18 protein-coding genes and 1 riboswitch are annotated in these 24,368 nt (G+C 38.2%); of the genes, 11 read left to right on the top strand and 7 right to left on the bottom strand.

The window, feature by feature from the left end; translation table 11 throughout:
- Positions 1-267 precede the first annotated feature (267 nt).
- The 3 genes from QM481_RS13855 to gloA2 are packed head-to-tail and all read right to left on the bottom strand — an operon-like array spanning position 268 to position 2,364.
- Complete coding sequence (locus QM481_RS13855; protein WP_166553029.1) at positions 268-1,089, bottom strand: RsiV family protein; 822 nt, start codon at positions 1,087-1,089, stop codon at positions 268-270.
- An 11-nt stretch (positions 1,090-1,100) separates the two neighbouring features.
- Entirely contained in the window at positions 1,101-1,985 is an 885-nt protein-coding gene (locus QM481_RS13850; RefSeq protein ID WP_283382174.1) for a DMT family transporter, read from the bottom strand.
- Positions 1,975-2,364 (bottom strand): SMU1112c/YaeR family gloxylase I-like metalloprotein, encoded by a 390-nt coding sequence (gloA2, locus tag QM481_RS13845; protein WP_283330272.1) that lies wholly within the window; start codon positions 2,362-2,364, stop codon positions 1,975-1,977. The genes QM481_RS13850 and gloA2 overlap by 11 nt, the downstream gene beginning before the upstream one ends.
- Before the next feature lie 170 nt (positions 2,365-2,534).
- On the opposite strand from gloA2, the gene QM481_RS13840 reads away from it, so the two are divergent.
- The 4 genes from QM481_RS13840 (at position 2,535) to gatC (ending at position 5,398) form a co-directional block, all read left to right on the top strand.
- A complete protein-coding gene (locus QM481_RS13840) occupies positions 2,535-2,906 on the top strand; it encodes a RidA family protein (RefSeq protein ID WP_283382173.1) in 372 nt (123 codons plus the stop codon).
- A gap of 293 nt (positions 2,907-3,199) precedes the next feature.
- Entirely contained in the window at positions 3,200-4,696 is a 1,497-nt protein-coding gene (gene gltX / locus QM481_RS13835) for a glutamate--tRNA ligase (protein WP_283382172.1), read from the top strand.
- A gap of 199 nt (positions 4,697-4,895) precedes the next feature.
- Entirely contained in the window at positions 4,896-5,084 is a 189-nt protein-coding gene (locus QM481_RS13830; protein WP_166553033.1) for a hypothetical protein, read from the top strand.
- A gap of 26 nt (positions 5,085-5,110) precedes the next feature.
- Positions 5,111-5,398, top strand: coding sequence for an Asp-tRNA(Asn)/Glu-tRNA(Gln) amidotransferase subunit GatC (gatC, locus tag QM481_RS13825; protein ID WP_283382171.1), 288 nt, complete (start codon positions 5,111-5,113; stop codon positions 5,396-5,398).
- Positions 5,399-5,674: 276 nt separating this feature from the next.
- Here gatC and metE read toward each other — a convergent pair whose 3' ends face one another.
- Entirely contained in the window at positions 5,675-8,005 is a 2,331-nt protein-coding gene (gene metE / locus QM481_RS13820) for a 5-methyltetrahydropteroyltriglutamate--homocysteine S-methyltransferase (protein WP_283382170.1), read from the bottom strand.
- Positions 8,006-8,491: 486 nt separating this feature from the next.
- Positions 8,492-8,689, bottom strand: a riboswitch (cobalamin riboswitch).
- A 336-nt stretch (positions 8,690-9,025) separates the two neighbouring features.
- Here metE and QM481_RS13815 point away from each other — a divergent pair.
- From QM481_RS13815 to QM481_RS13805, 3 genes are all read left to right on the top strand, one after another.
- Complete coding sequence (locus tag QM481_RS13815; RefSeq protein WP_283382169.1) at positions 9,026-10,108, top strand: efflux RND transporter periplasmic adaptor subunit; 1,083 nt, start codon at positions 9,026-9,028, stop codon at positions 10,106-10,108.
- Complete coding sequence (locus tag QM481_RS13810; protein WP_283382168.1) at positions 10,105-11,364, top strand: ABC transporter permease; 1,260 nt, start codon at positions 10,105-10,107, stop codon at positions 11,362-11,364. The genes QM481_RS13815 and QM481_RS13810 overlap by 4 nt, the downstream gene beginning before the upstream one ends.
- Before the next feature lie 72 nt (positions 11,365-11,436).
- Positions 11,437-12,102: an ABC transporter ATP-binding protein gene (locus tag QM481_RS13805; RefSeq protein WP_283382167.1), complete on the top strand. Its 666-nt coding sequence runs from the start codon at positions 11,437-11,439 to the stop codon at positions 12,100-12,102.
- 223 nt (positions 12,103-12,325) lie between these two features.
- On the opposite strand, the gene rpiB is transcribed toward QM481_RS13805, so the two are convergent.
- Positions 12,326-12,760: a ribose 5-phosphate isomerase B gene (rpiB, locus tag QM481_RS13800; RefSeq protein ID WP_166552542.1), complete on the bottom strand. Its 435-nt coding sequence runs from the start codon at positions 12,758-12,760 to the stop codon at positions 12,326-12,328.
- A 133-nt stretch (positions 12,761-12,893) separates the two neighbouring features.
- Between rpiB and QM481_RS13795 the strand changes: the two genes are divergently transcribed.
- Positions 12,894-13,625, top strand: a complete 732-nt coding sequence (locus QM481_RS13795; protein ID WP_095166495.1) for an LOG family protein — start codon at positions 12,894-12,896, stop codon at positions 13,623-13,625.
- A gap of 347 nt (positions 13,626-13,972) precedes the next feature.
- Here the strand turns inward: QM481_RS13795 and aroB are convergent, their stop codons facing one another.
- Together aroB and QM481_RS13785 are read right to left on the bottom strand one after the other, a co-directional pair.
- On the bottom strand, positions 13,973-15,010 hold the full coding sequence (gene aroB / locus QM481_RS13790; protein WP_283382166.1) for a 3-dehydroquinate synthase: 1,038 nt from the start codon (positions 15,008-15,010) through the stop codon (positions 13,973-13,975).
- A gap of 129 nt (positions 15,011-15,139) precedes the next feature.
- Entirely contained in the window at positions 15,140-15,883 is a 744-nt protein-coding gene (locus QM481_RS13785; RefSeq protein ID WP_166552544.1) for a DeoR/GlpR family DNA-binding transcription regulator, read from the bottom strand.
- A gap of 258 nt (positions 15,884-16,141) precedes the next feature.
- Here QM481_RS13785 and QM481_RS13780 point away from each other — a divergent pair, with 258 nt between their 5' ends.
- The 3 genes from QM481_RS13780 (at position 16,142) to QM481_RS13770 (ending at position 24,345) form a co-directional block, all read left to right on the top strand.
- Complete coding sequence (locus QM481_RS13780) at positions 16,142-19,282, top strand: SusC/RagA family TonB-linked outer membrane protein (protein WP_283382165.1); 3,141 nt, start codon at positions 16,142-16,144, stop codon at positions 19,280-19,282.
- Between the two features lie 75 nt (positions 19,283-19,357).
- Entirely contained in the window at positions 19,358-20,665 is a 1,308-nt protein-coding gene (locus tag QM481_RS13775) for a RagB/SusD family nutrient uptake outer membrane protein (RefSeq protein WP_283382164.1), read from the top strand.
- Positions 20,666-21,174: 509 nt separating this feature from the next.
- Entirely contained in the window at positions 21,175-24,345 is a 3,171-nt protein-coding gene (locus QM481_RS13770; protein WP_283382163.1) for a SusC/RagA family TonB-linked outer membrane protein, read from the top strand.
- Positions 24,346-24,368: the final 23 nt, after the last annotated feature.

Here is a 24,368-nt window from a genome sequence, read left to right as displayed (position 1 = left end):
CGATGATTGAGTAAACGGTTGACACCTTCCACGGGTTATCTCTTACATTTGTTACAGATTCCTGCACCAAACAGCTACGGAAGTAGTTGATTTTTAGATTATCACGAATATTCTACACTAGTCACGTTTAAACAAATAATATCATGGGTTACAGATGTACACTTTTACCTTACCCCTGGCAAATTAATAGTTTCATTTTACACAAAAGTTCACTTAAATCTTAAATTTAAAAGAGGCAATTTCAATCGATATTGCCTCTTTTTTTATTTATTTTTTCAAAATTTCTTTTAAGTCTTCATAAGGAATCTCCAGTTCAGTGACTCCAAAAGCGTAAGCTTTAATTTCATACACATTATACAAAAATTTGAGCCCTTTGGGAGTTAACGTAAAATTATCATTCAGAATAAACTTTGCATTTTCGAAAAAATACCCATGTAGGTCGTCTAATGGCTCATTGGGCTTGAGTTTTTCATTGATTCTAAACTGCTTCTCTGCTATTGCCAGCAATTTTTGGTCAAATCCTTTTTCAAACAAGTCTTCTAGTTTTACTCTTTTCAAGGTTTCACGATTGTACACAAAATAGTATTCCATGCTGATGGGATGTGCACCACCTTTAAACCAATTGGTATTGGCCTTGAGCATCAAATAGGTATCTGTCTGACGTTCGACTTTCAAACTTGCTTCCTCTATCCATGGCATCACAAAAAAGCCTCCAGGGTTTTTCTCATTGGCATCTTCCGCATAATTCTTGCCTTCTTCAAGCGTTTGTGCGTATTCTTTGATGAAGGGTTCAGCTAGGTCGTCGACTTTTTTAGCAGGTACAACCGTGGAATCAGAACTATCCTGGAAAATAGCAATCAAATCTGTTTGAATTTGCTGGTCTAATGCTTCATTCTTAAAAAAGGGATACTCAAAACGTACAGTCGCACACAATGAATCTTCTTTTATACAGTTATCGCTTTTCTTTTCAAACTTTTTTAATTCATACGTTAAAGTATCGCTTGTTGCGGTTTCGAATGAATTGCCTGATTTTTTACAGCTTGCCAAGCCAACAACCAATATTGTAATCCCTAATAAGACTTTTTTCATGGGTATATTTTTTATTTTGATTCCTTTTTGATGGAAATATAAATGCCAGAAATAATGATACAGACAATGCCTAGAATAGTAATCGTATCGGGTAGTTTATCACCCAAAATTGTACCAAGAATCATTGCAAAGACTATACTGCTGTAACTTACTACTCCTACGATTCCAGCTTTTTCGGCTCCTAATGCTAAAGTATTGAAAATTTGTACGCCCATCGCTAAAAGTCCCATGAGCAATACCCAAAACCATTGCATACCTTGCGGCATCACAAATTTCCCTATCATAAAATCCCAGCGACGATCAGTAATCCACTCGCCCAAAATCATGGATATAATGCTTGCCACAACACCTGTAAGCATAAAAGACATGACTACCGAACGGGTATCATAATATCGCTTCAGTTCACGGATTGATAAGAAAGATAGTGCTGTAAAAATCGCATAGTTTAACCCAGCCAAATGATGTTGCATTGGGATTCGAACATCTGGTTTGAATATCAATAAGATTCCGACAAACCCTAGTCCAACGGCCGCCCATTGTTTTCGATTGAGTTGCTCGTCTTTGGTTAAGAAATAGGAAAAAATAGCAAGAAATATGGGGAATGCTTGTCCGTAGGTACTCGTTTGAGCCAAACCAATATGCGTAATGCAATAAAATAAGGTGTACAGAGAAATCGTCCCCATAATACCTCGTAAGGTCAGAAGACCAAACCGCCCTCCTACTTGCTGTAAAGGTCGCTTGACGATGGAGGAAATAATAAAAATTAATCCTACAATATTTCGGAAAAACACCAGTTCGACCGAAGGAAATACTTTGCCCAATACCTTTGCAATGGCGCTCATTATGGCAAAACATAAAGAGGACATTAGCATGTATTGAACACCTTTATTTTTCATAAAACTCTATGGGTAATCCATCAGGGTCGGCAAAAAAGAAAAATTCTTTGCCTGTTGTTTCGTCGATACGAACAGGCTCGCATTCGACCCCTTTTTGGGTAATTAATTGATGTACTAGTTTGACATCGTCGGTTTCAAAAGCAATATGACGCAAACCAACTGCTTCGGGGCGTGACGGACGTGCTGGAGGATTAGGAAAAGAGAACAGTTCTATTTGATATAGACCATTTACTTTCAAATCCAGTTTGTACGAATCTCTTTGTTCACGATAAACCTCTTGTAGAATCTCAAAACCCATGATTTCGGTATAAAACTTTTTCGAAACCTCGTAATTACTACAAATAATGGCGATATGATGAATATGATTGATAGGTAACATGATGGGGATAGTTTAGATAAAAGATAAATGATGTTTGTGCAATACATTAACGATATTGATTACAGAATGGCATTTAAACATAATCGGATATTTCCTTCCTGATAAAGAATCAAACTTTGTATCTTGCGAGCAAAATCATTTTTTCCGTTAACAAACGTATTAAACTATCCATGAGTAAGCAAATAATTTTCACAGAAAAAGCGCCAGCGGCAATCGGTCCTTATTCACAAGCTGTTCTTTCAAACGGTACTTTATATGTATCTGGTCAAATCGCCTTGGCATTGGTAGAAGCAGGTGCAAGCATCCAAGAAGAAACTAAACAAGTGATGGAAAACTTAAAAGCGATTCTTGAAGCAGCAAATATGACTTTCGATAACGTGGTAAAGTGTTCGATTTTTGTAAAAGACATGAACAATTTTGCTTTGATAAACGAAGTGTATGGTAGCTATTTTACGGTTAACCCTCCCGCTCGCGAAACTGTTGAGGTAGCTCGTTTACCTAAAGACGTGAACGTTGAGATTTCTTGTATTGCAGTAGCCTAATTGGCATTCGGATATCTGCTTTCGGCTTTCATAGCTCGATTCACTCATGTATAAAGTTGTAATCGAAAATTTTGAAAGCTGCGGATATTGGATATTTCATTTCGGATAGGGGTGTCATTGTTTCTTTCGAGTAATAAGCACCCCTATCCTAAATCCCAAATCTCAAATCCGATATAGCCCTGCTCATGGATGGATTTTTCTTGTTTCCTCTCTTTCTCTGCTATTTTTCCTTTTCCGTACAATATTCACATAAATCTCAATTATCTTTGCAGTCTGAATAAAACCAAGAGATAATGAGTCAAGAAGTAAGAGTTCGATTTGCTCCAAGTCCTACGGGGCCTTTGCATATTGGTGGAGTAAGAACAGCACTGTATAATTATTTATTAGCTAAAAAATTAGGGGGCAAAATGTTGCTCCGTATTGAAGATACAGACCAAAACCGCTTTGTTCCTGGCGCTGAGCAATACATCATTGAGTCGCTTCAATGGTTGGGAATCACTATTGACGAAGGTGTTGGTGTAGGCGGCCCACATGAGCCATATCGCCAATCTGAGCGTTCGGCTATTTATCAAGAACACGCTCAAATCTTATTAGATGCTGGCAAAGCTTATTACGCTTTTGATACGTCTGAAGAATTAGACGCGATGCGTGCTACTTTCGAAAGCCAAGGTTCGGCATTCCAATACAATGCTGTAACTCGTACTCGCTTGAAAAACTCATTGACTTTAACGGAAGAAGAGGTAAAAGCAAAAATCGAAGCAGGCGAACCGTACGTAATTCGTTTGAAAGTACCTGCTAAAGAGGAAATCCGTTTCAAAGATTTAATCCGTGATTGGGTACACGTTCACTCTTCAACCATCGACGATAAAGTTTTGATGAAGTCTGACGGTTTGCCAACTTATCACTTGGCAAACGTTGTTGATGACCATTTGATGAATATCACTCACGTAATTCGTGGAGAAGAATGGTTACCTTCGGCGCCATTGCACGTGATGTTGTATCGTGCATTTGGTTGGGAAAACACCATGCCTCAATTTGCTCACCTTCCGTTATTGCTTAAGCCAGAAGGCAATGGCAAATTATCAAAACGTGATGCGGAAATCGGCGGTTTCCCAGTATTTCCATTAGAATGGACTAACCCTGAAGGCGTTAAATCAATTGGTTTTAGAGAAGAAGGTTATTTGAAAGAAGCTTTAATCAACTTCTTGGCTTTCTTAGGCTGGAACCCAGGCACCGAACAAGAAATTTTCAGTTTGGAAGAATTGACACAAGCTTTCTCTTTGGAGCGTATCAATAAATCGGGTGCCAAATTTGACATCAATAAAGCCAAATGGTACAACGAACAGTATTTGCGTCAACAAACTGACGAGGCTTTAGCATCTCAATACTTAACAGAATTTGAAAGTGATAAAGCGGTAAAAATCGTTCATCTGTTCAAAGAGCGTGTAACATTCCCACAGCAAATTGTTTCAGAAGCTAATGCGTTATTTGTAGCTCCAACAAGTTATGACCAAGCGGTTATTGCTTCAAAATGGAACGACGATGCTAAAAAGGCAATCACTGCTTTCAAAGAGGCATTGCCAGCTTTAGAAAATTTTGTAGCTGACGAAATCAAACATACCTTATCTGCCGAATTAGAAAAACTAGGCATCAAAATGGGGAAAGTTATGCAGGCACTTCGTGTAGCTGTTACAGGTGCAGGTGCAGGTCCTGACTTGATGCTTTTGATGGAAATTATCGGCAAAGATGCCGTTATTCAACGCCTTGATACAGCATTGACTACCTTGTAGTTTGCTGCTGATGAAAGCTTGTTTAACACGGTGTTTAGGATTTTTGATTTTGTAGGTAAGTAATAGTTTTTTTACCTTAAATCTTTACTGCTTTATCTCTGAAAGATAAATTAGTAAATAAATGATTAAGTGATTAATTTAGACCTTTGAGAAGTATTTGAGTAATTATTTTCTCACCTCAAAATTTCTAAACTACGTTATGGCAAAGAAAAAAGATAATGCAAAAAATGAACTCCCGAAGGTTCATGACGAACTTGCTGGATTCGATATAACAATCAACTCTTTCGGAGAAATCAATCGAACTGTTGACATCAATAAAATCAATGAGTTTTTGAATAAACACATGGATGATAAAAAGTTGAGAGGTCGTGATGATTTAGAGAAATGAGAATCTGTTAACTAAATTATTTTCTGATGAAAATCGACAAAGAAGCTTTACAGAAGATTGCTCATTTGGCAAGACTCGAAATGCCCGCATCTGCTGAAGATGAAATGATGGGTTCGCTCAACTCTGTGTTGACATGGATGGAAGAACTTAATGAAATTGATACGGCAGACGTAAAACCTTTAACGCACATGAGCCTTGAGGTAAATGCTTTGCGTGAGGATAAAGTAATTCCAAATATCTCTCGTGAACAAGGTTTGAAAAACGCGCCAAAACAAGACGGCGAGTATTTTAGAGTTCCGAAAGTAATTGAATGATTTAGTGATTTAGCGAATGAGTGATTGTTTTTATCTACAAACAGTTGGTAGAAATACAATACCTTTCGTCTAAAAATTACAATATCAAAAAAGCGGTCGAAAATTATTTTTCGACCGCTTTTTTGATACTAATGGGAGAATAACCCTAATGCTAAAATTTGGATTGGCTAAGATTATTACGCTGCTTTTAGACGCAAAGCATTGCGTCTAAACTAGTGAAATATAAAATATAATCACTCAACCACTCAATCACCAATCATTCAATTAGAGAAAGGACTATTTTACTGTTGCACCAACTTCGGCTCTTAATGCTTCGGCAGCGCCTACCATGTTTTTCAAGGCTTTTTCCGTTTCTTCCCAGTGACGAGTCTTTAGTCCACAATCAGGATTTACCCAAAGGTTTTCAAGAGGAATATAGGTCAATGCTTTTTCCAAAAGAGTTGTAATTTCTTCAACTGTCGGTACTCTTGGGGAGTGAATATCATATACACCAGGTCCAATTTCGTTTGGATATTTAAACTCAGCAAACGCATCCAATAATTCCATTTGCGAACGAGAAGTTTCAATCGTAATTACATCAGCATCCAAATCAGCAATCGAATCGATAATATCATTAAATTCTGAATAGCAAGCATGTGTATGTATTTGTGTACGATTAGATACGCCTGAAGCACTCAAACGAAAGGCTTTTACTGCCCAATCCAAGTAAATTGGCGCATTTTCTTTTCTCAATGGTAAACCTTCACGTATGGCTGGTTCGTCAATCTGGATAATTTTGATGCCTGCTTTTTCTAAAGCGACAACTTCCTCACGGATAGCCAATGCCAACTGAAATGCTGTTAATCGTCTTGGTTGGTCGTCTCTCACAAATGACCATTGTAACATGGTGATTGGTCCTGTGAGCATTCCTTTCACAATTTTAGAAGTTTGTGATTGTGCATATTTCGTCCAGCGAACTGTCATATCTCCTTTGCGCTCAATATCTCCAAAAATAATGGGAGGTTTCACACAACGGCTGCCATAACTTTGTACCCAGCCATTTTGAGAAAATACATAACCAGACAATAGCTCACCAAAGTATTCAACCATATCATTACGCTCGAACTCGCCATGAACTAATACGTCCAAGCCCAATTCTTCTTGCCAATGAATGGCCTTTTTGATTTCAGTTTCTACTTCTTGTGTATAAACTTCATCAGAAATAAGACCTTTTTTATAATTAGCTCTTAACTGACGTACTTCTGTTGTTTGAGGAAAAGAACCAATCGTTGTTGTAGGTAACAGCGGTAATCGTAATAATTCTTTTTGAATCGACTGGCGAAGTGCAAACGGTGCTTCACGCTCAAAATCAGCGTTTTTAATACCTTGAATTTGAGATTTAACCGTTGGACGATGAATGAGGGTTGAAGACTTTCTACTTTCGATAGCCTGTTGATTTTCAGTCAAAATAGAAGCTAAACTGCTAAACAATTGTGGTTTGGTCAAATCAGCCAATGTACGCACCTCCTTCAATTTTTGTTTAGCGAAAGCCATCCAATTTTTGATGGTTGGAGTTAATACACTTTCGTCTTTTTCCAAATCCAAATCGTAAGGCGTATGCAATAATGAACACGATGGTGCAATCCAAACACGCTCTTCTCCAAGTTTTGAAAGAGCTTTTTCAATAAAACTTAAAGAGTTGGTAAAATCATTTTTCCAAATATTTCTACCATCTACTAAGCCCAACGAAAGCTTGGTAGTTCCATTGACAAAAGCTTCCTGATCGAGAATATCTCCTAATTGAGACGGACAACGAACTAAATCAACATGAAGGCAATCGACAGGGAGGCTTAACGTAGTAGATAAATTATCGCCAGAACATTCAAAATAAGTCGCCAAAACGATTTGAAGGGCAGGCAATGCTTTTCTAATTTGCTGATAAACTTCTTGGAAAACAGCTCTTTCTTTTGCCGACAAATCCATCACCAAATAAGGCTCATCAATTTGAATCGTATGTGCGCCACGACTTTCAAGTTCCTGTAATAACTCGATATAAACAGGCAACAAACGCTGAATCAAGTCTAGACGATTAAATCCTTTTTCCTTTTCTTTTCCTAAAAGCAAATAAGAAACGGGGCCAATCAAGACAGGTTTGGTGATTATATCCAATCGTTTTGCCTCTTCAAACTCTTGAATGGGCTTATTTGAGAATCTATAAAATTGTTGATTTTTAGTAAATTCAGGAACGATATAGTGGTAATTGGTATCAAACCATTTGGTCATCTCGCAGGCTACGACGTCAAAACCTTCCTTCTGATAACCACGAGCCATAGCAAAATAAATATCTAATTCTTTACTAGATTTTCCATCCACTAATGCCTGATAACGTTGTGGAATTACGCCTAGTGTCAATGACAAGTCTAGTACATGATCATACAAAGAAAAATCGTTGCTTGGAATAAGGTCAATGCCATTTTCCTGCTGGATTTTCCAGTGTTCTAATCTCAACTGATATGCCTGAGACTGTAATTCTTCTTTACTGATTTTGCCTGACCAGTATTGTTCGCAGGCTTTTTTGAGTTCTCTTTTGCTACCGATACGTGGATAGCCAAGGATGTGAGTAAGCATGTTGGTTGAATGTTTAAAAATGAAATACTCAACCATTTAGGCACAACACACAAAACCTTCAACGAATGGAACAGATTTTTCAAAAGCTTTCAGGTATCAGCTTTCGGCTTTCTCAAAAGCAAACATCATGAAACACCACATTTTGATGTTTAACAAAAGCTGACCTGAATTTATATCAATAGAGCTTATTAGTTTTATGAGTATGTTTAAAAATTTTATCTGGCATTTGTTGAAAAAACAAATTTTCATTTTGACACTCCTTACTTTTCTTGTCTTGACACAAGAAAAGTAACAAAAGAAAGTCAAGAAATCCTAAACTCGCCTGCGGCTCAAACAACAGGATTTCAGAAAAACAAATAGATACTTTTATTTTTCAATGACTTATAAAATTTAAACATAGTCTTAAAATCACTAATGTGCTCAATCACTCATTCGTAAATGAGTTTGAAAAATCAATGCGCGTCCAACACCCTATTCGTGAGAGTCTTGTCATTGAGAAAAGCAGCAAGTCTCCTGACTTATAACATCGTTGTACTCCTTCTCATTCCAGCTGGAACAATGGATATATTGTACACGACTTGCCCCGAAGAGCGGTTAAATACAGTAGCACGTCTGTTCGTGATTCACACACGATTCCTTTTTAAATCAAAGCAACACTTTGATACTACTTTTCCGATTGATGTGTAAAATGGATGGGACAAAGGTAGATTGCCACAAAGATATATTTTTACACTTCACTGATTTTTAGTAAAAAATCAGATATTTAAATAAAAATAATCACCAATTTTAGTTATTTTATCTTTATAAATAGGCAATAAAGGTTTATATATCTTTCAGGATTTTAACAAAAAGTAAAACTTCATATAGTATTTACCCAAGATTTTGACCATTATCAAGACAAAAACCAATTATCCTCATGATTGAGTTTGCAAAATCTTTCTAATTTTAAACATTCCTACATCATCAAACAAAATGATGCTTTGAGAGGCTGACGTATAAACAACTTTAAAGTTAACACACATGAAACATTGGTTGGCAGGAGTCTTACTGATAGGTCTGATAACAGGCTGTAAGAAAAAGGTGGAAACGATTTACCCTCAAATTCAGGCAATTTCCGAGTCAGTTTATGCTTCGGGGATCGTAAAAAGTGTCAATCAATATCAGGTTTTTCCTAAAAACGCAGGAGTTATTGCTTCTTTAAAAGTAAAAGAAGGTGATTTTGTCGAAAAAGGGCAAATTTTATTCGAAATCGCTAACCCTAGTGCAAAACTCAATATCGAGAATGCGGAGTTGAGTTTTGAAAATGCTTCTGTCAAATCTAATCAGGAACGTTTGCGTGATGCGGTTATCGCTAAAGATTTAGCTTATCAAAAACTACGTTCAGACTCCCTGCTTTGGCGTCGACAAAATGCTCTTTGGCAACAACAAATCGGAACAAAAGTAGATCAAGAACAGCGTGAACTAGCCTATCATAACTCCCAAACAGCCTTCCAATCAGCCGAAATACGAGTGAGCGAATTGCGTCGTCAAATTAAATTCTCTGCCGAACAATCTGCCAAAAATGTCGCTTTGGCCAAGAGTATAGCTTCTGACTTTGCCGTTCGAGCCGAGGTGTCTGGACGTATTTATAGTTTTTCGAAAGAAATAGGTGAAATGGTTGCTATCCAAAACCCTGTGGCTATTATCGGCGATGCAAAAGCTTTTATACTTGAATTACAAATCGACGAAGATGATATTACTCGTGTCAAAATTGGACAAAAAATATTACTTACTTTAGATAGTTACGACAAACAGGTATTTGAAGCCAGAGTTAATAGCATTGACCCTTTAATGAATGAAAAAACTAGGACTTTTACAGTAAAAGCTGGCTTTATAGTGCAACCTCAAGTCTTGTATCCCAACCTCAATGTAGAGGCAAATATCATTACTGCTGAAAGACCAAAGGTATTGACGATTCCAAGAAATTATTTGGTTGATGAACAGTTTATCTTGGACAAAGATGGTCAAAAAAGACCTGTAAAAGTTGGACTGAAGGACTTCCAACGTGTTGAAATTTTATCAGGGATTACTGCCCAAGACGCTATCCAAAAACCTACGCTATGAACTACCCACTAATTTGGAATATTGCTCAATCGCTATCTTTGGCTCGTTGGAAACAAACCTTGGTGGCGGCCATTGGGGTGATGTTTAGTATTACCATGTTCATCGCATTGTTGGGTTTTATGAACGGGCTCAACGACCTCTTGGATAGCTTAGTATTGAATAGAACCCCACATGTACGACTTTTTAACGAAATAAAAGCCAATGAAAATCAGCCTATTTTGCTAGATAGTCGTTATAAGAAATATCACAATTTTATCAGGTCTATCAAGCCCAACGGGAAAAATGCTCAGATTGCCAACAGTGCTGCCATCATTAATACTTTAAAAAAAGACAAACGCGTTTTGGGAATTTCACCCAAAATGATTGCCCAAGTATTTTTCAATGTGGGCGAAACAGATGTAACAGGCGTAGTCAACGGAATAGATGTAGAGGCAGAAGCAAGACTTTTTTCGTTTGGCGATTACGTTACTTCAGGTTCGTATATGGATTTGAAAAATATTCCCAATAGTATTATTTTGGGAAAAGGTTTGGCAGACAAAATGTTAGCAAATATTGGCGATGTGGTACAAATCACCACCGCCAAAGGTGATAGATTTCCCTTAAAAGTGGTAGGATATTTCCAATCTGGACTGGGCGAGATAGATAAAGTTCAGAGTTATACTTCTTTAAAAACAGCTCAAAAACTCATCGGACAAAGCAATGCCTATGTGACCGATATTCAAATTAAATTGTATGATTTGAATATGGCTCCTACGGTAAGCAAAGAATATGCACAAATTTTTGGCACTGATGCCGAGGATATTCAAACCGCTAATGCACAGTTTGAAACAGGTAGTAGTTTGCGCAGTTTGATTTCGTATGCAGTCGGCATTACATTACTCATAGTGGCTGGTTTCGGGATTTACAATATCTTGAATATGTTGATTTATGAAAAAATGGATACCATTGCCATTCTGAAAGCTACGGGTTTTGCAGGAAGCGATGTCAAGAAGATATTTATTACCATCGCTATCAGTATTGGTATATTGGGTGGTTGCACGGGACTGTTTTTCGGATTTCTATTGTCACTATTAATCGATAATGTACCCTTCAAAACGGCAGCTTTACCTACTATAAGTACCTATCCTGTGAATTATGACTTGAAATATTACTTGATTGGTATCACTTTTTCCTTGATTACAACCTATTTGGCAGGTTTGTTTCCAGCAAGAAAAGCTAGTAAAATTGACCCAGTAGATATTATTAGAGGAAAATAGCTTTTGGGGCGGTCGGATGTCAGGTATCGGCATTCGGCAAGGGCCAATTCAACCATAAAATCTAAAATCGGAATGTTGCTTGAAGCCAAACATATCAATAAAAGCTTTCACGACCCTGTTACGGTGCCTATTTTGAAAGATGTAAGCATCGAAATACCTAAAGGTCAATTTACCTCTATTGTCGGAAAGTCTGGTTGTGGAAAATCGACCTTACTTTATATCCTTTCAACAATGGATACTGACTATGAGGGTGAATTGTGGATTGATGGGGAAAGGCTTACAGGTAAAACCGAGGCTGAATTGGCTCGTGTTCGCAATGAAAAGATTGGATTTGTTTTTCAATTTCATTACCTCCTCAACGAATTTAGTGTGCTCCAAAACGTCATGTTGCCAGGGTTAAAACTAGGAAAGATTTCTCATCAAGAATTAGAACATCGAGCCATTGAGCATTTGCGAAAATTGGGCATGGATAGCAAGGCGCTAAAAAAAGCCAATCAACTGTCAGGTGGCGAAAAACAGCGTGTGGCGATTGCACGAGCACTTATCAATGACCCACTAATTATTATGGGTGACGAACCTACAGGAAATTTGGATAAGAAAAATACGGAGGTGGTTTTTGATATATTCCGTCAATTATCTGAAGAGTACAAACAATCTTTATTGATTGTGACGCATGACCCTAATTTTGCAGAAAGAACACAGCGTATCATTGAGATGGAGGACGGAAGGGTGATTTGATAATTTGGAGATAAGCCTATTCTCATCTCCAAATTAGGGTTGTACGAAGGATTTCCAATAATTTCGGATTTGGGATTTCTGATTTCGGAAATAAAGTAAATTACCTCTATTTTTTACAAAAAATAAAAGATTACACTTCCGAAATCCCACATCCGATATCCGAAATAGATAGTTTTAGAATCCTTCGTACACTCCAATCTCCAAATTATAGAAGAATCATCGATTAGCATGGAATTTTATTCACACGCAATTGGTGGCGACCACCTTCAAATTCTGTATTCAAGAAAGTATCTACAATTGCAAAAGCTTCTTCTAAGCTCACAAATCTAGCAGGTACACAAACGATATTCGCATCGTTGTGCAAACGTACTAAATTAGCTACTTCTGTATTCCAAGCCAAACCCGCACGGATTCCCTGATGCTTGTTGGCTGTAATAGCCACACCATTGGCACTTCCGCACAATAAGATACCCAAATCAAACTCTTTTGTTTCAACTGCCGATGCTACTGGATGAGCAAAGTCAGGATAATCGCAAGATGCAGTGCTGTATGGACCAAAATCTTTTACCTCGTAACCTTTTGATTGTAAATAATTTACAATTTCTGCTTTGTATTCAAAACCTGCGTGGTCACCTCCGATGGCAATTTTCTTTGACATTTTTGAAAAAAATTCAGTGAATGTGTAACAAAAAATATTTTTTTTACGTTAAGCTTTTTCGGTGCTTAGTACAAAGGTACTGACCATTGTGTAAGAAACCATTATTTTGTAACGATAAAAACCGGAAAAAGCTATGACTGAAAGAGAAAGCGAAAAGTTGTTGAAAGAAGAAGACAAAATTAAGAGAGCTTTTGTTGACCACACTTGGGCAGAAATTCGTTCTGAAGAATCGTGGAGAGTATTCAAGATTATGTCAGAATTTGTAGAAGGTATCGACAAAATGGCAAAAATCGGCCCTTGTGTTTCGATTTTTGGCTCTGCTCGTACAAAACCTGACAATCCTTATTATATCATGGCTGAGGAAATTGCCGCTAAATTGGTTCGCCATGGATATGGTGTAATCACGGGTGGTGGTCCTGGTATTATGGAAGCAGGCAACAAAGGTGCTAAACTACAAGGAGGAAAATCTGTTGGTTTGAATATCGAATTGCCTTTCGAACAACATCCGAATCCATATATTGACAATGACAAGAGTATCAATTTTGACTTTTTCTTTGTACGCAAAGTAATGTTTGTCAAATACTCACAGGGCTTTATTATTATGCCAGGAGGCTTTGGTACACTCGACGAAATGTTTGAGTCCCTAACGTTGATTCAAACACATAAACTTGGTCGTTTCCCTGTGGTATTAGTGGGTAAAGAATACTGGGGTGGCTTGCTTGATTGGATTAAAACGACGATGGTAAATGCTGGTAATATCAATCCAGATGACTTGGATTTGATTTCGCTAGTAGATAACCCAACCGACGCTGTTCGCGTAATTGACGATTTCTACTCGAAATATTTGTTGAAACCGAATTTTTAGGGAGTGGCAAAGGCACAAAGGCACAAAGGCACAAAGTGTTTTATCTTTCACTTTGTGCCTTTGTGCCTTTGCTACTTTATACCTCAATTCACACTTTGTGCCTCTGTGCCTTTGCTACTTTGTGCCTCAATTCACACTTTGTGCCTCTATGCCTTTGCTACTTTGTGCCTCAATTCACACTTTGTGCCTCTGTGCCTTTGCTACTTTGTGCCTCAATTCACACTTTGTACCTCTGTGCCTTTGCTACTTTATACCTCAATTCACACTTTGTGCCTCTGTGCCTTTGCTACTTTGTGCCTCAATTCACACTTTGTGCCTTTGTTACTCTATCACTGTTCACTCATATACTAATTCACATCACCTCTATAATACGCCAAAGCGTCTTTCATTTCTTTGGCATTGATGGCAATATCAAAACCGCATTTTCCGATACCTTCCAATAAAGAGAATCTTACTTCTTTTCCTTTATTTTTCTTGTCTTGCGCCGTAAGTGCGATGATTTCTTCTACATCCTCTGCTTGGATGGTTGCAATACCGTAAACAGAGAAAATAAATTCTTCTATTTCAGCTAATTCTTTTTGGGTAATCAATCCTTTTCTGAAACCTACAAACGCCTCACAAATCATCCCTGCTGCAATAGCTTCTCCATGGAGTAAATGTAATTTTGGTTTACCCAAATAGAATGTTTCAATAGCGTGTCCAAGTGTGTGTCCAAAATTAAGTATTTTACGTAAACCCTTTTCTGTAGGATCCTGTGCCACAACTGCTTTTTTGATTTCGACAGAGTGACTAATCAAATCAGCAAAATCTTGTGCTTCGAAGTCTTTACGTTTGATAATATCCCATTTGGCTTTGTCTGCAATCAAACAATGCTTCACGATTTCAGCAAAACCAGAACGCAATTCATTAAATGGTAAGGTTTTAGTGAAAATTGGATCTATCAAAACGGTGTTGGGAATACGAAATACGCCAATATGGTTTTTGAATCCATGAAAATCGATACCCAACTTCCCTCCTACGCTAGCATCTACCTGAGACAACAAGGTTGTCGGAATTTGGATAAAATCAATCCCTCTTTTGTAGGTCGACGCACAAAAACCACCCATATCACCAATCACACCACCGCCAATATTCACAACTAAGCTGTGTCTATCCAATTCGGCATCAGTCATATCTTGCCAAATTTTTTCGCAAGTAGCTAAGGTTTTTTCTTGTTCCCCCGACTTGATTTGAGTGAGTGTATGCTTGGGTAAAAAAGGTTTTACGAGCGAATAGCAATGGCGTTTTGTATTTTCATCTACAATCACGTGTACCTTTGAGTACTTTGAATCAGATAAAAATTGAGGTAAACTTTCTGCGATAGGAGCAATTACAACTGACGACATTTTTGATTTTTGATTAACGTGAAATCGAATTTGAAACAATGAATAGTTGAAAGTGATATTTTTCAACCTACCCTCAAATTCAGATATTTTCTTCGTCAAAGTTACCCATTTTCCCCGAAAACCTCATCCTTATAAAACAAGTTTCACCTGAGACAAATAAGGTTGAATCGTATCATGCAAAGGCGAAAGCTCTGTAATCAAACAATCTATGTCGGCTGTCGGTGTTACTTTATAACGAAGCGCAGTGTTAAGTTTTTCCGAAATAGTGGGGATAATCATCTGTTTCGATGCTTTTATCATGGCCTTTTTGACCTGCACAATTTCATAATCCGAATCGGTAATACCATCCAAGTCCATGCCATTGATACCCAAAATACAAATATCCGCTTTGATTTCGCTGATTTTCTGAACCACCTCTGCCCCAATAGTTACTTTTGACGCATTGGAAAGCTGACCACCCAACAAAATCACATCGGCTTTAGGATGCTCGGCTAGTTCGAGGGCAATAAGTGGACTGATTGTAAAAAAAGTTACCTGTAAAGATTCTGGTAAACGCTTGGCAATTTCACGCATGGTAGTGCCTCCACTTGTAAGAATTACCATACCATCTTTAAATAGCTTTAAAGTTTTCATGGCAATTACCTCTTTCTTCTCATACGCATAAGTATCAGTCTGTACGGCGGCCATCTGATATGATTTTGACAAAGCTCCACCATGTACCTTCACAACACGTCCTTCTAAAGCTAACTCATTGAGATCACGCCGAATAGTATCTTCAGACACATCCAAAGCCATACTCAAATCTGAAGATAAGACTTTGTTGTGCAGGTTAATTTCCTTGATGATAAAGGCCTGTCTTTCTTTTTTTAACATACTATTGCGATTAGTAAGCATTAACCTTGCAGGTTTTTGCCGTTTTATTTAAGTATTAATGATTAATAATTAGGGAATTATACTTAGTTTTTGTAATATATTTATATAAATTTAAACAAATCTGAATAAAATCAATATTTTTGTCAATATTTCCTTGCTTAAAAATGCAGGTATTTGCCTGTTTTAATATTATATTCATGAAAATTTTAGCATAAAAGCGCAAAAATCATTCATCCAATTTTAACCATGTATTGACTTATGAAAAAAACTTTACAGAGACCTTTTATGGTTTTGGTAGCACTGATGCTGATGTCAATTTCAGCTCTTGCTCAAACCTATACCATCAAAGGAAAAATCACTTCTCAATCGACAAATGAAGCACTTGCAGGTACTTCGGTAATCATCAAAGGTACAACTTTGGGTACGGTTGCCGATGCTAAAGGTGAATACACCTTGCGTGCAAACCTCAAAGAAGGCAGCTATGAATTGATATTCCGTTCTATAGGATATAAAAATGCGACAAAAAATATCACGTTAGGGAGTTCAAATACCCTCAACCTAGACCTTACCCTAAGCGATGATGATGCTTTTGCCTTGGACGAAGTTGTATTTACAGGTTCTACGTTATCGTCTAACAAACGTGAGCTTGGTAATACTATCAACTCGGTAAAAGCAGACGCACTCCAAAAGACAGGGACAACAAATTTGTTCTCGGCGTTGCAAGGAAAAATTCCGGGGGCGCAAATTACACAAAACTCAGGAGATCCTTCAGGTGGTATTAGTATTCGTTTGAGAGGTACTAAGTCTTTGAGAGGTAGTTCCGATCCGCTTTATGTAATCGATGGGGTTGTTGTAAGTAACGCTTCGTCGAACGTATCTCAAATCGCTGTAGACGCTCAAGCGGGTGTTGCTAACCTTGGTACCAACCGTATGGCGGATATTAACCCTCAGGATATTGAAACTATCAACGTATTGAATGGTGCAGCAGCAGCAGCGGTGTACGGTTCACGTGCAAGCAACGGGGTGGTAATTATTACGACCAAACGAGGTAAGTCAGGAACACCAAAGGTTACCTTCTCAACAAGCATGAGTGTAAATCAATTACGCAAAAAAGTATTTGTGAGCACCTACGGGAAACAGTTTGGTTTTGCTGGTTTACGTTTACATACTATCGGAGGAGTTTCGGCAGCTCAAATTGCGGCTAACCCAGGTGTTACTACAACCAATATCTTGAGAGATGGAACAAGTACTCCTTTAGCAACAAATTTGGTAGATGTTACTCGTTATGACTATCAAGACCAAATTTTCAGAACTGGCGTAGGCACCGACAATTATCTATCTATTACGGGTGGTAATGAAAAAACACAGTATTTGGCGTCGGTTTCGTATATGAAAAATCAAGGCATTATTAAAGGTGCTGATTTTCAGCGTTACGGACTCAAAGTACGAGTTGACCAGCATTTGAATAACTGGGCTAAAGTTTCAGCAGGTTTGAATTATATCAACACCTTCTCAAATGAAAAGCCAAATGGAAACGTATTTTATAGCCCTATCAACTCTGTAAACATCACCAACAATATTTATGATATTACCAAACGTGATGCAGCAGGAAACCTTTTGGCAGTAGAACCTACTCGTGTAAACCCATTGTCTACCATTGAGGATATGGATTTTTCACAGGCTACCAACCGTACTATTGCGGACTTACAATTGAACTTGACGCCAGCCAAAGGGCTTACGATTGACTGGGTAATGGGTATTGACGCTTTTTCTCAATTAGGAAAAAATACAATCAAACCATATCCTTACGCTACTGAAGCAGGCTTGCCATTAGAGCGCTACCCAATGGGTTTTGCTGCAACAGCTAGTAGTAATACGTTTTTGTTCAATACTGACGTAAATATTGGTTATGACAAAAATCTTTCGGATGATGTAAAAATGACGTTAACGGCTGGTTTTAACCACCAATTTACGCAAACAGATATAAGTACAACTACTGGTCAGAACTTGGCTCCATTTATCGAAACTGTTAGTGGAGCCGCTTCGACCACGGTAACTGCAACCTACGGACTCGACAGATATGCAGTAACTGGACAGTTTTTTCAAGCTACTTTTGGTTACAAAAATCGTGCGTTCTTGACAGGAGCCATTCGTCGTGATGGTTCGACTATTTTCTCACCAGACCAAACAAACCAATTATATCCAAAAATCAGTGGTTCGTATGTATTGGTTGAAGGAAAAGACGGTTGGTTAAATGGTGCCAAATTACGTGCCTCATTTGGTGATGCGGGTGGTTTGACAGCTTTGGGTACTTATGACCGCTTTTGGCAATTTTCTCCTGCTGCCTATTTGGGTAAAAGCACCATTTTGCCAGGTCGTCAGTTAGCTAACCCATCGGTAAAACCTGAACGTATGCGTGAGTTAGAATTTGGGGGAGATTTTTCTTTAGTAAAAAACAAAGTATCCCTTGGTTTGACTTATTACTCACAAAATATCACCGACTTGGTGGTAAACCGTGTACTAGCCGCTTCGTCGGGTGGAACGAGTATTGTAAACAACGTGGGTGAAATGCAGAACAAGGGTTTTGAAGTTTCATTGGGTGCCAATGTTATCAAAACGAAAGATTTCTCATGGGATGCTAACGTGGTATTTAGTAGCAACCGCAACAAAATCACCAAACTTCCTGGTGGCAACGTCGCTATTACCAACGCAGCGGGCGCTCCTATCTTCTTGATTGAAGGTCAACCAGCATCAGTATTCTATGGCAACCCTTATGCACGCAATGCCGACGGCTCGTTATTACTTACCCTACAAGGTTTTCCACAACGTGAACGTGGTACACAAACAGGTATTTTGAGTTATACCCCACAAAGAGATGCCTCAAGAGATGCCTCAGGACAACCAACAGGTGCATTTATTACTTCTGTTATCGGTAATCCAAATCCAGACTGGACAGGCTCATTTAGCTCTAATTTTCAGTATAAAAAATTATCTCTTCGTTTCCTATTGGATGCTATTCAAGGCGTACAAGTATTCAACGCTGACAAGCGTACTCGTAACAACGTAGGTATTGGTGACTTAGCCGAAGCCGAACTACGTGGCACGGCTCCTCGTGGTACTGTTTTCGCCCTTGTTCCAATTGAAGAATATCGTGTAGATAATGGTTCATTTGTCAAACTTCGTGAAGTATCATTAGGATATTCTTTTGTAAAAGCCTTAGCTGGTAAATACGACTTAAATGTATCATTAGTGGGTCGTAACTTAGTTTCGTGGGATAACTACAACGGTTTTGACCCAGAAACAAACGCAGGTGGTAACAGTAGCTTATTGAGAGGTGTAGACTTTGGTAATATTCCAATTCCTCGTACTTATCAGTTGACTATTTCTGCAAACTTCTAATAACAGGACTAGCAGAATTCACTTTCAATTGTACAAAAGAAAATTTTAGTTAGAGCATTAACAACCTTTATAGGTATGAAAAAATATTTCAATAAACTATCAATTTTGGGATTAGCACTGACCTTAGGACTTACGGGTTGTCAGAGCGAATATCTCAACCCAAGTTCGGCCAGTGAAACACAAGTAGTAAACGACCCAAATGGCTTAATTGCCTTGTGTAATGGCCTACAATATCGTTTTACGGTGTCTCGTACTAGTCCAGTTTACGCTTCGGTTACTGCCGCAGGTTTGACGACAAAGTCCCTTACGGTACTCAACGCTGGTAATGCCGATGAAGATTTCTTACAAAAAGGCGGTGCCAATGTTACTGAAACCAACGGCGTTGTCAAAAATCTTTGGGAGCAATCCAATCTAGTAAAAGCTAACGCTGATTTGATTTTGAACAATGTATCAAAAGTAAATGACCCAGCTTTGAAAGCGTATATCTCGGCACACGCTTCAATTTTCAAGGCTATTTCTTTAGGTACATTAGCACAGTTTTTTGAAAAAGCACCAGTAAAAGTTTCTGAAAACGCAGCATTTAATACCCGTCAGGAGGTTTTACAAGAAGCTGTAACGCTTTTAGAGTCGGCTGCTAATGCAGTGGCAACTACTACTGCTCCTACGACTTTCACAAACCGAATTGTTGGTGGAATTGACTATGTAAATACGGCTTATGCCTTGGCTTCAAGATATTATTTAATGTTGGGCAACAATGACAAAGCAATCGAACTTGCCAATAAAGTAGACCTTACCAAAAAGTCAGAATATAAGTTTGATGACCAAAGTCGTAACCCTATTTTCGAAACTGCATTGAGTAATATCAACGTGTATCAGCCATTGGATTTGAATATGGGTTTGCCTGCAAGTTTGGCACCTAACACAGCCGACAAACGCATTGATTTTTACTTCAGTTCACGCAGTCCAGTACAAGGTGTATATCGTGGAAAAGGATTTTTTACAGCCAATACTGTCTCGATACCAGTGTATTTACCAGGTGAAATAAGCTTGATTAAGGCGGAAGCTTATGCAAGAAAAAATGACTTGACCAATGCTGTAGTTGAATTGAACAAAGTATTGACCAAAACTACCGACGTTTGGGGGCTTGGGGCTGGCTTAACAGCATATTCGGGTGCCAATACACAAGATGCGGTATTGACCGAAATTTACAGAAATCGTCGTATCGAATTATATATGTCTGGTTTGGATCTAGAAGATTCAAGAAGATTTGCACGTCCAGGATTTGATAAAGGTGCTAGTGCAGAGCGCTCTCGCAATTATTACCCTTATCCAAATACCGAACGTTTGAATAACCCTTCAACACCGAATAATCCTGACAATTAAACCATTTTACCTTTAATCAACACAACTAAATAACAAAACAGAAAGGGGTAAGCCTTTGCTTGCCCTTTTCACTGTTTTGAATGAAAAAGACCTGAGATCTATCGCATTGAATTACGAATGTTAAGTTTGAGTGAATATTATAATTTTTATTTTTTTATAAACAAATCATTCTAAACACTATCAGTACCAACATTCAGTGTACTCAAACCTATGGATGTATTCATTTTTAAGTAAAAGAATTGTTAGTTTTATTTTAGTCTTATCTTAAGCACTTAATCAACTGACTTTAAGCACTTTCAGATAGACAACATACAATTGAATAACATTTTACTTACCTCTATTTAACTGATTATACACCACCTTCGGTTTGTCTTTTCTATTCTTGTTTCATTTCTCTAGTTGGTAGTTTCTAGTAGCTTTCTCAGCGCACTAGAAAAGTACTGTCATTCCGTTTTTTCACATAAACCATACACAATGTCTTTTCAAATCAACAACAACCAATTTTATTTATGAAACAAATATTACTCAACAAACTCACATGGCTTCTCATGTGCATTGTGGTAGGAACAGTGCAATTGAGTTATGGCCAAGACAGACAGGTAACAGGAAAAGTTACAAATGCCGAAGACAACGCAAGTTTAGCAGGTGTAAGTATTAGTATCAAAGGTACTTCTAAAGGAGCAACCACCAGCGAAGACGGTACGTTTAAGATTTCGGTAACGGACAACACTATTTTGGTTTTTAGTTTTTTAGGTTTTGAAAAACAAGAAATTAAAGTAGGAAAACAATCAAAAATCGATGTATCCTTAAAATCTATGACCTCTGCACTTGACGAGGTAGTTGTAACAGCCTTAGGAATTAAGCAAGAAAAAAGAGCCTTAGGTTACTCGGTACAAGATGTAAAAGGTGAGGAAATTTCGAACACTGGTCGCAGTAACTTTTTGATGGCGATGCAAGGTCGTGTGGCTGGTCTTACGATGACGCCAACAACAGGTTTACCAGGTGCATCGGCACAAGTGCAGCTTCGTGGTGCTACGTCTATTGGTGGTAGCAACTCACCTTTGTATGTAATTGATGGTTTACCCGTAAGTAACAATACTTTCTCTCAAGGTGGCTTGGTATCTGATGGTCCAAACCGTGCCAATGACTACATGAACCGTATTGCAGATATTAACCCCAATGATATTGAAAGCATTACTGTTCTGAAGGGTCTTGAAGCAGCAGCGCTTTATGGCTCTGAAGGGTCGTCGGGGGTAATTATGATTACCACTAAAAAAGGTTCAAAAGGAGCAACAAGAGTAAATTACAGCAACTCTTTTGACTTTTCGAATATATATCGTTTTGTAGAAACTCAGAAAGTATATGGTAGAGGTTCGTACGGGGTAATTGACCCAACAGCTACTGCATTTCGTGGGCCAAAATATTCAGAAGGTACAAATACACAACTCTATGATAACGTAGGAAACTTCTTTCAAACAGGAACTACACAACGTCATAATTTGAGTGTTGAAGGTGGACAAAAAATCACTTATCGTTTCTCGGCTGCCTATACTGACCAGTCGGGTGTTGTACCTACTACGGGTATGAAACAGTTTCAAACCAAATTGACAGGTAGTGCCGAAATTGCTAAAGGTGTAACAGTAACAAACTCATTTGCCCTAACCAATTCGGATATTACCAAAGCCTACAGAGGTGCAAACGGTATGTATTTAAGTGCTTTGGGCTGGCCTGCCAACGACGATATGCGTAATTACCTGAACATAGACGGTACAAGACGCCGTTTGGTTCCTGCTGATAACTCTGAATTAGATAATCCTTACTTTAGTTTATATAAAAACCAAAACAAGGAGCGAACCCTTCGTATGATCGAAAATATCGCTCTTTCGGCTGACATCAAGCCTTGGTTAAATGTAACTGGTCGCTTCGGTGTGGATACCTATACTACTTTCCTTAATTTATTGATTCATCCAGAATCGGGAAGTGGTTCGAGTGCAGTAGCTGCTGCCAACGGTATTGCAGCAAAAGGTTATATCGACAATGCGATTGATGTAGGTAGAATCTTTAATGGAAACTTTATTGCTACCGCTAAAAAGAAAATTGGTGACATCGACGGGTCTATTCTCGTGGGTACATCTTTCCAAGATGATAAATCTGAAGTAAATGCGTCGTATGGTGAAAAACTCTATTTGCCAGAATTTAACAGTATCAATAATACCGACGTAACAACGCAAAGAGGAAAAGTAACGATTCAGCAGAAACGTTTACAAAGTGTTTTTGCTAGCTTAGATTTGAACTACAAAGACATTCTTTACTTAAAAGCAACTGGCAGAAATGACTGGTCATCAGCTTTGTATGGTGCTACCAGATATGACTATTTCTATCCTTCAGTAAGTGCTAGTTTTGTCTTTACAGAATTGCCTGCTTTCAAAGATCTAGGATTCCTTTCGTTTGGTAAACTTCGTGCGTCTTATGCCCAAACAGGTAAAGACCCAGCTACGCCATACAAAATCAAGTCGACGCTTACACCACAAACTACAACTGATGGTGGTTTTGCTTATGGTTTCTACGGCGGTAACCCTAACTTAAAACCAGAAAGAGGTGTTGGTATGGAAGTAGGTGCTGAACTACGTTTCTTCAAAGGTCGTTTGAATGTAGATGCAGCCTTCTATTCGAACGAACGTTCTGACCAAATCGTAACACAACGTTTGAGTTATGCGACAGGTTTTATCTTCGCTTTATTGAACGGTGGTACATTCTCAAACAAGGGTGTTGAAGTACAACTATCAGGTTCTCCTGTAAAAACGTCTAACTTCTCTTGGGATGTCAATGTCAACTTCTCGAAGTTTACGACAGATGTAAAAAATCTTCCAGCTGACGTAGCGGAATATTACAATTCGGATACTTGGTTATACAACAATGCTCGTGCGAGTGCTTTTGTTGGAGATTTGTCGAAATACTTCCCTACAGTAGATAATCTAAGCTATTATCAGCAATGGGCTGGTTCGGCAACAGCAATTGGCGGATATAGCTATTTGCGTAATAAGAGAGGTGATATTTTGATTAACCCAGCTACGGGTTTACCTATCAAGAATACCAACTTCTTACCAATTGGTGACCGTAATCCAGATTTTTCTATTGGTTTAAGAAACTCATTTACTTATAAGTCTATCAACCTTTCATTCTTATTGGATATTCGTAAAGGTGGAGATGTGTTTAACGGTAATGCGATGTGGTTGTACGAGCGTGGTTTGAGTACCAAAACACTTGACCGCAACACGCCAATTATCTACAAAGGTGTATTAAGAGATGGCTACGAAAATACGGATAACCCAACGCCAAACACGGTTCAAATTACACCAAGTACCAGTACCAACCAAGCCTTCTACAGTTCATTGGCTGAATCAGATTTTGTTGAACACAGTATCAACTGGCTTCGTATGCGTGATGTAAGCTTATCTTATTCACTTCCATCAAAAGTTTTGGCTAATGTGAAATGGGTTAAAAACGCCTCTATTTTTGTTCGTGGCACTGAATTATTCTTGATTACCAACTACACAGGTGCTGACCCAAGTGTAAACGGTACTACTGCCACTTCGTTGGGTGTTGGTGCTGCTGGTATCGACTTTGGTACAGTTTCTTTGCCTCGCACATTCAGTACTGGTATCAACGTAACGTTCTAATTGAAATCTGTTTTTATTTAAAA

This window comes from Flectobacillus rivi, assembly GCF_030056655.1.
In the GTDB taxonomy this organism is placed as follows: Bacteria; Bacteroidota; Bacteroidia; order Cytophagales; family Spirosomataceae; genus Flectobacillus; species Flectobacillus rivi.
This window is presented reverse-complemented; position numbering and strand designations above follow the sequence as displayed.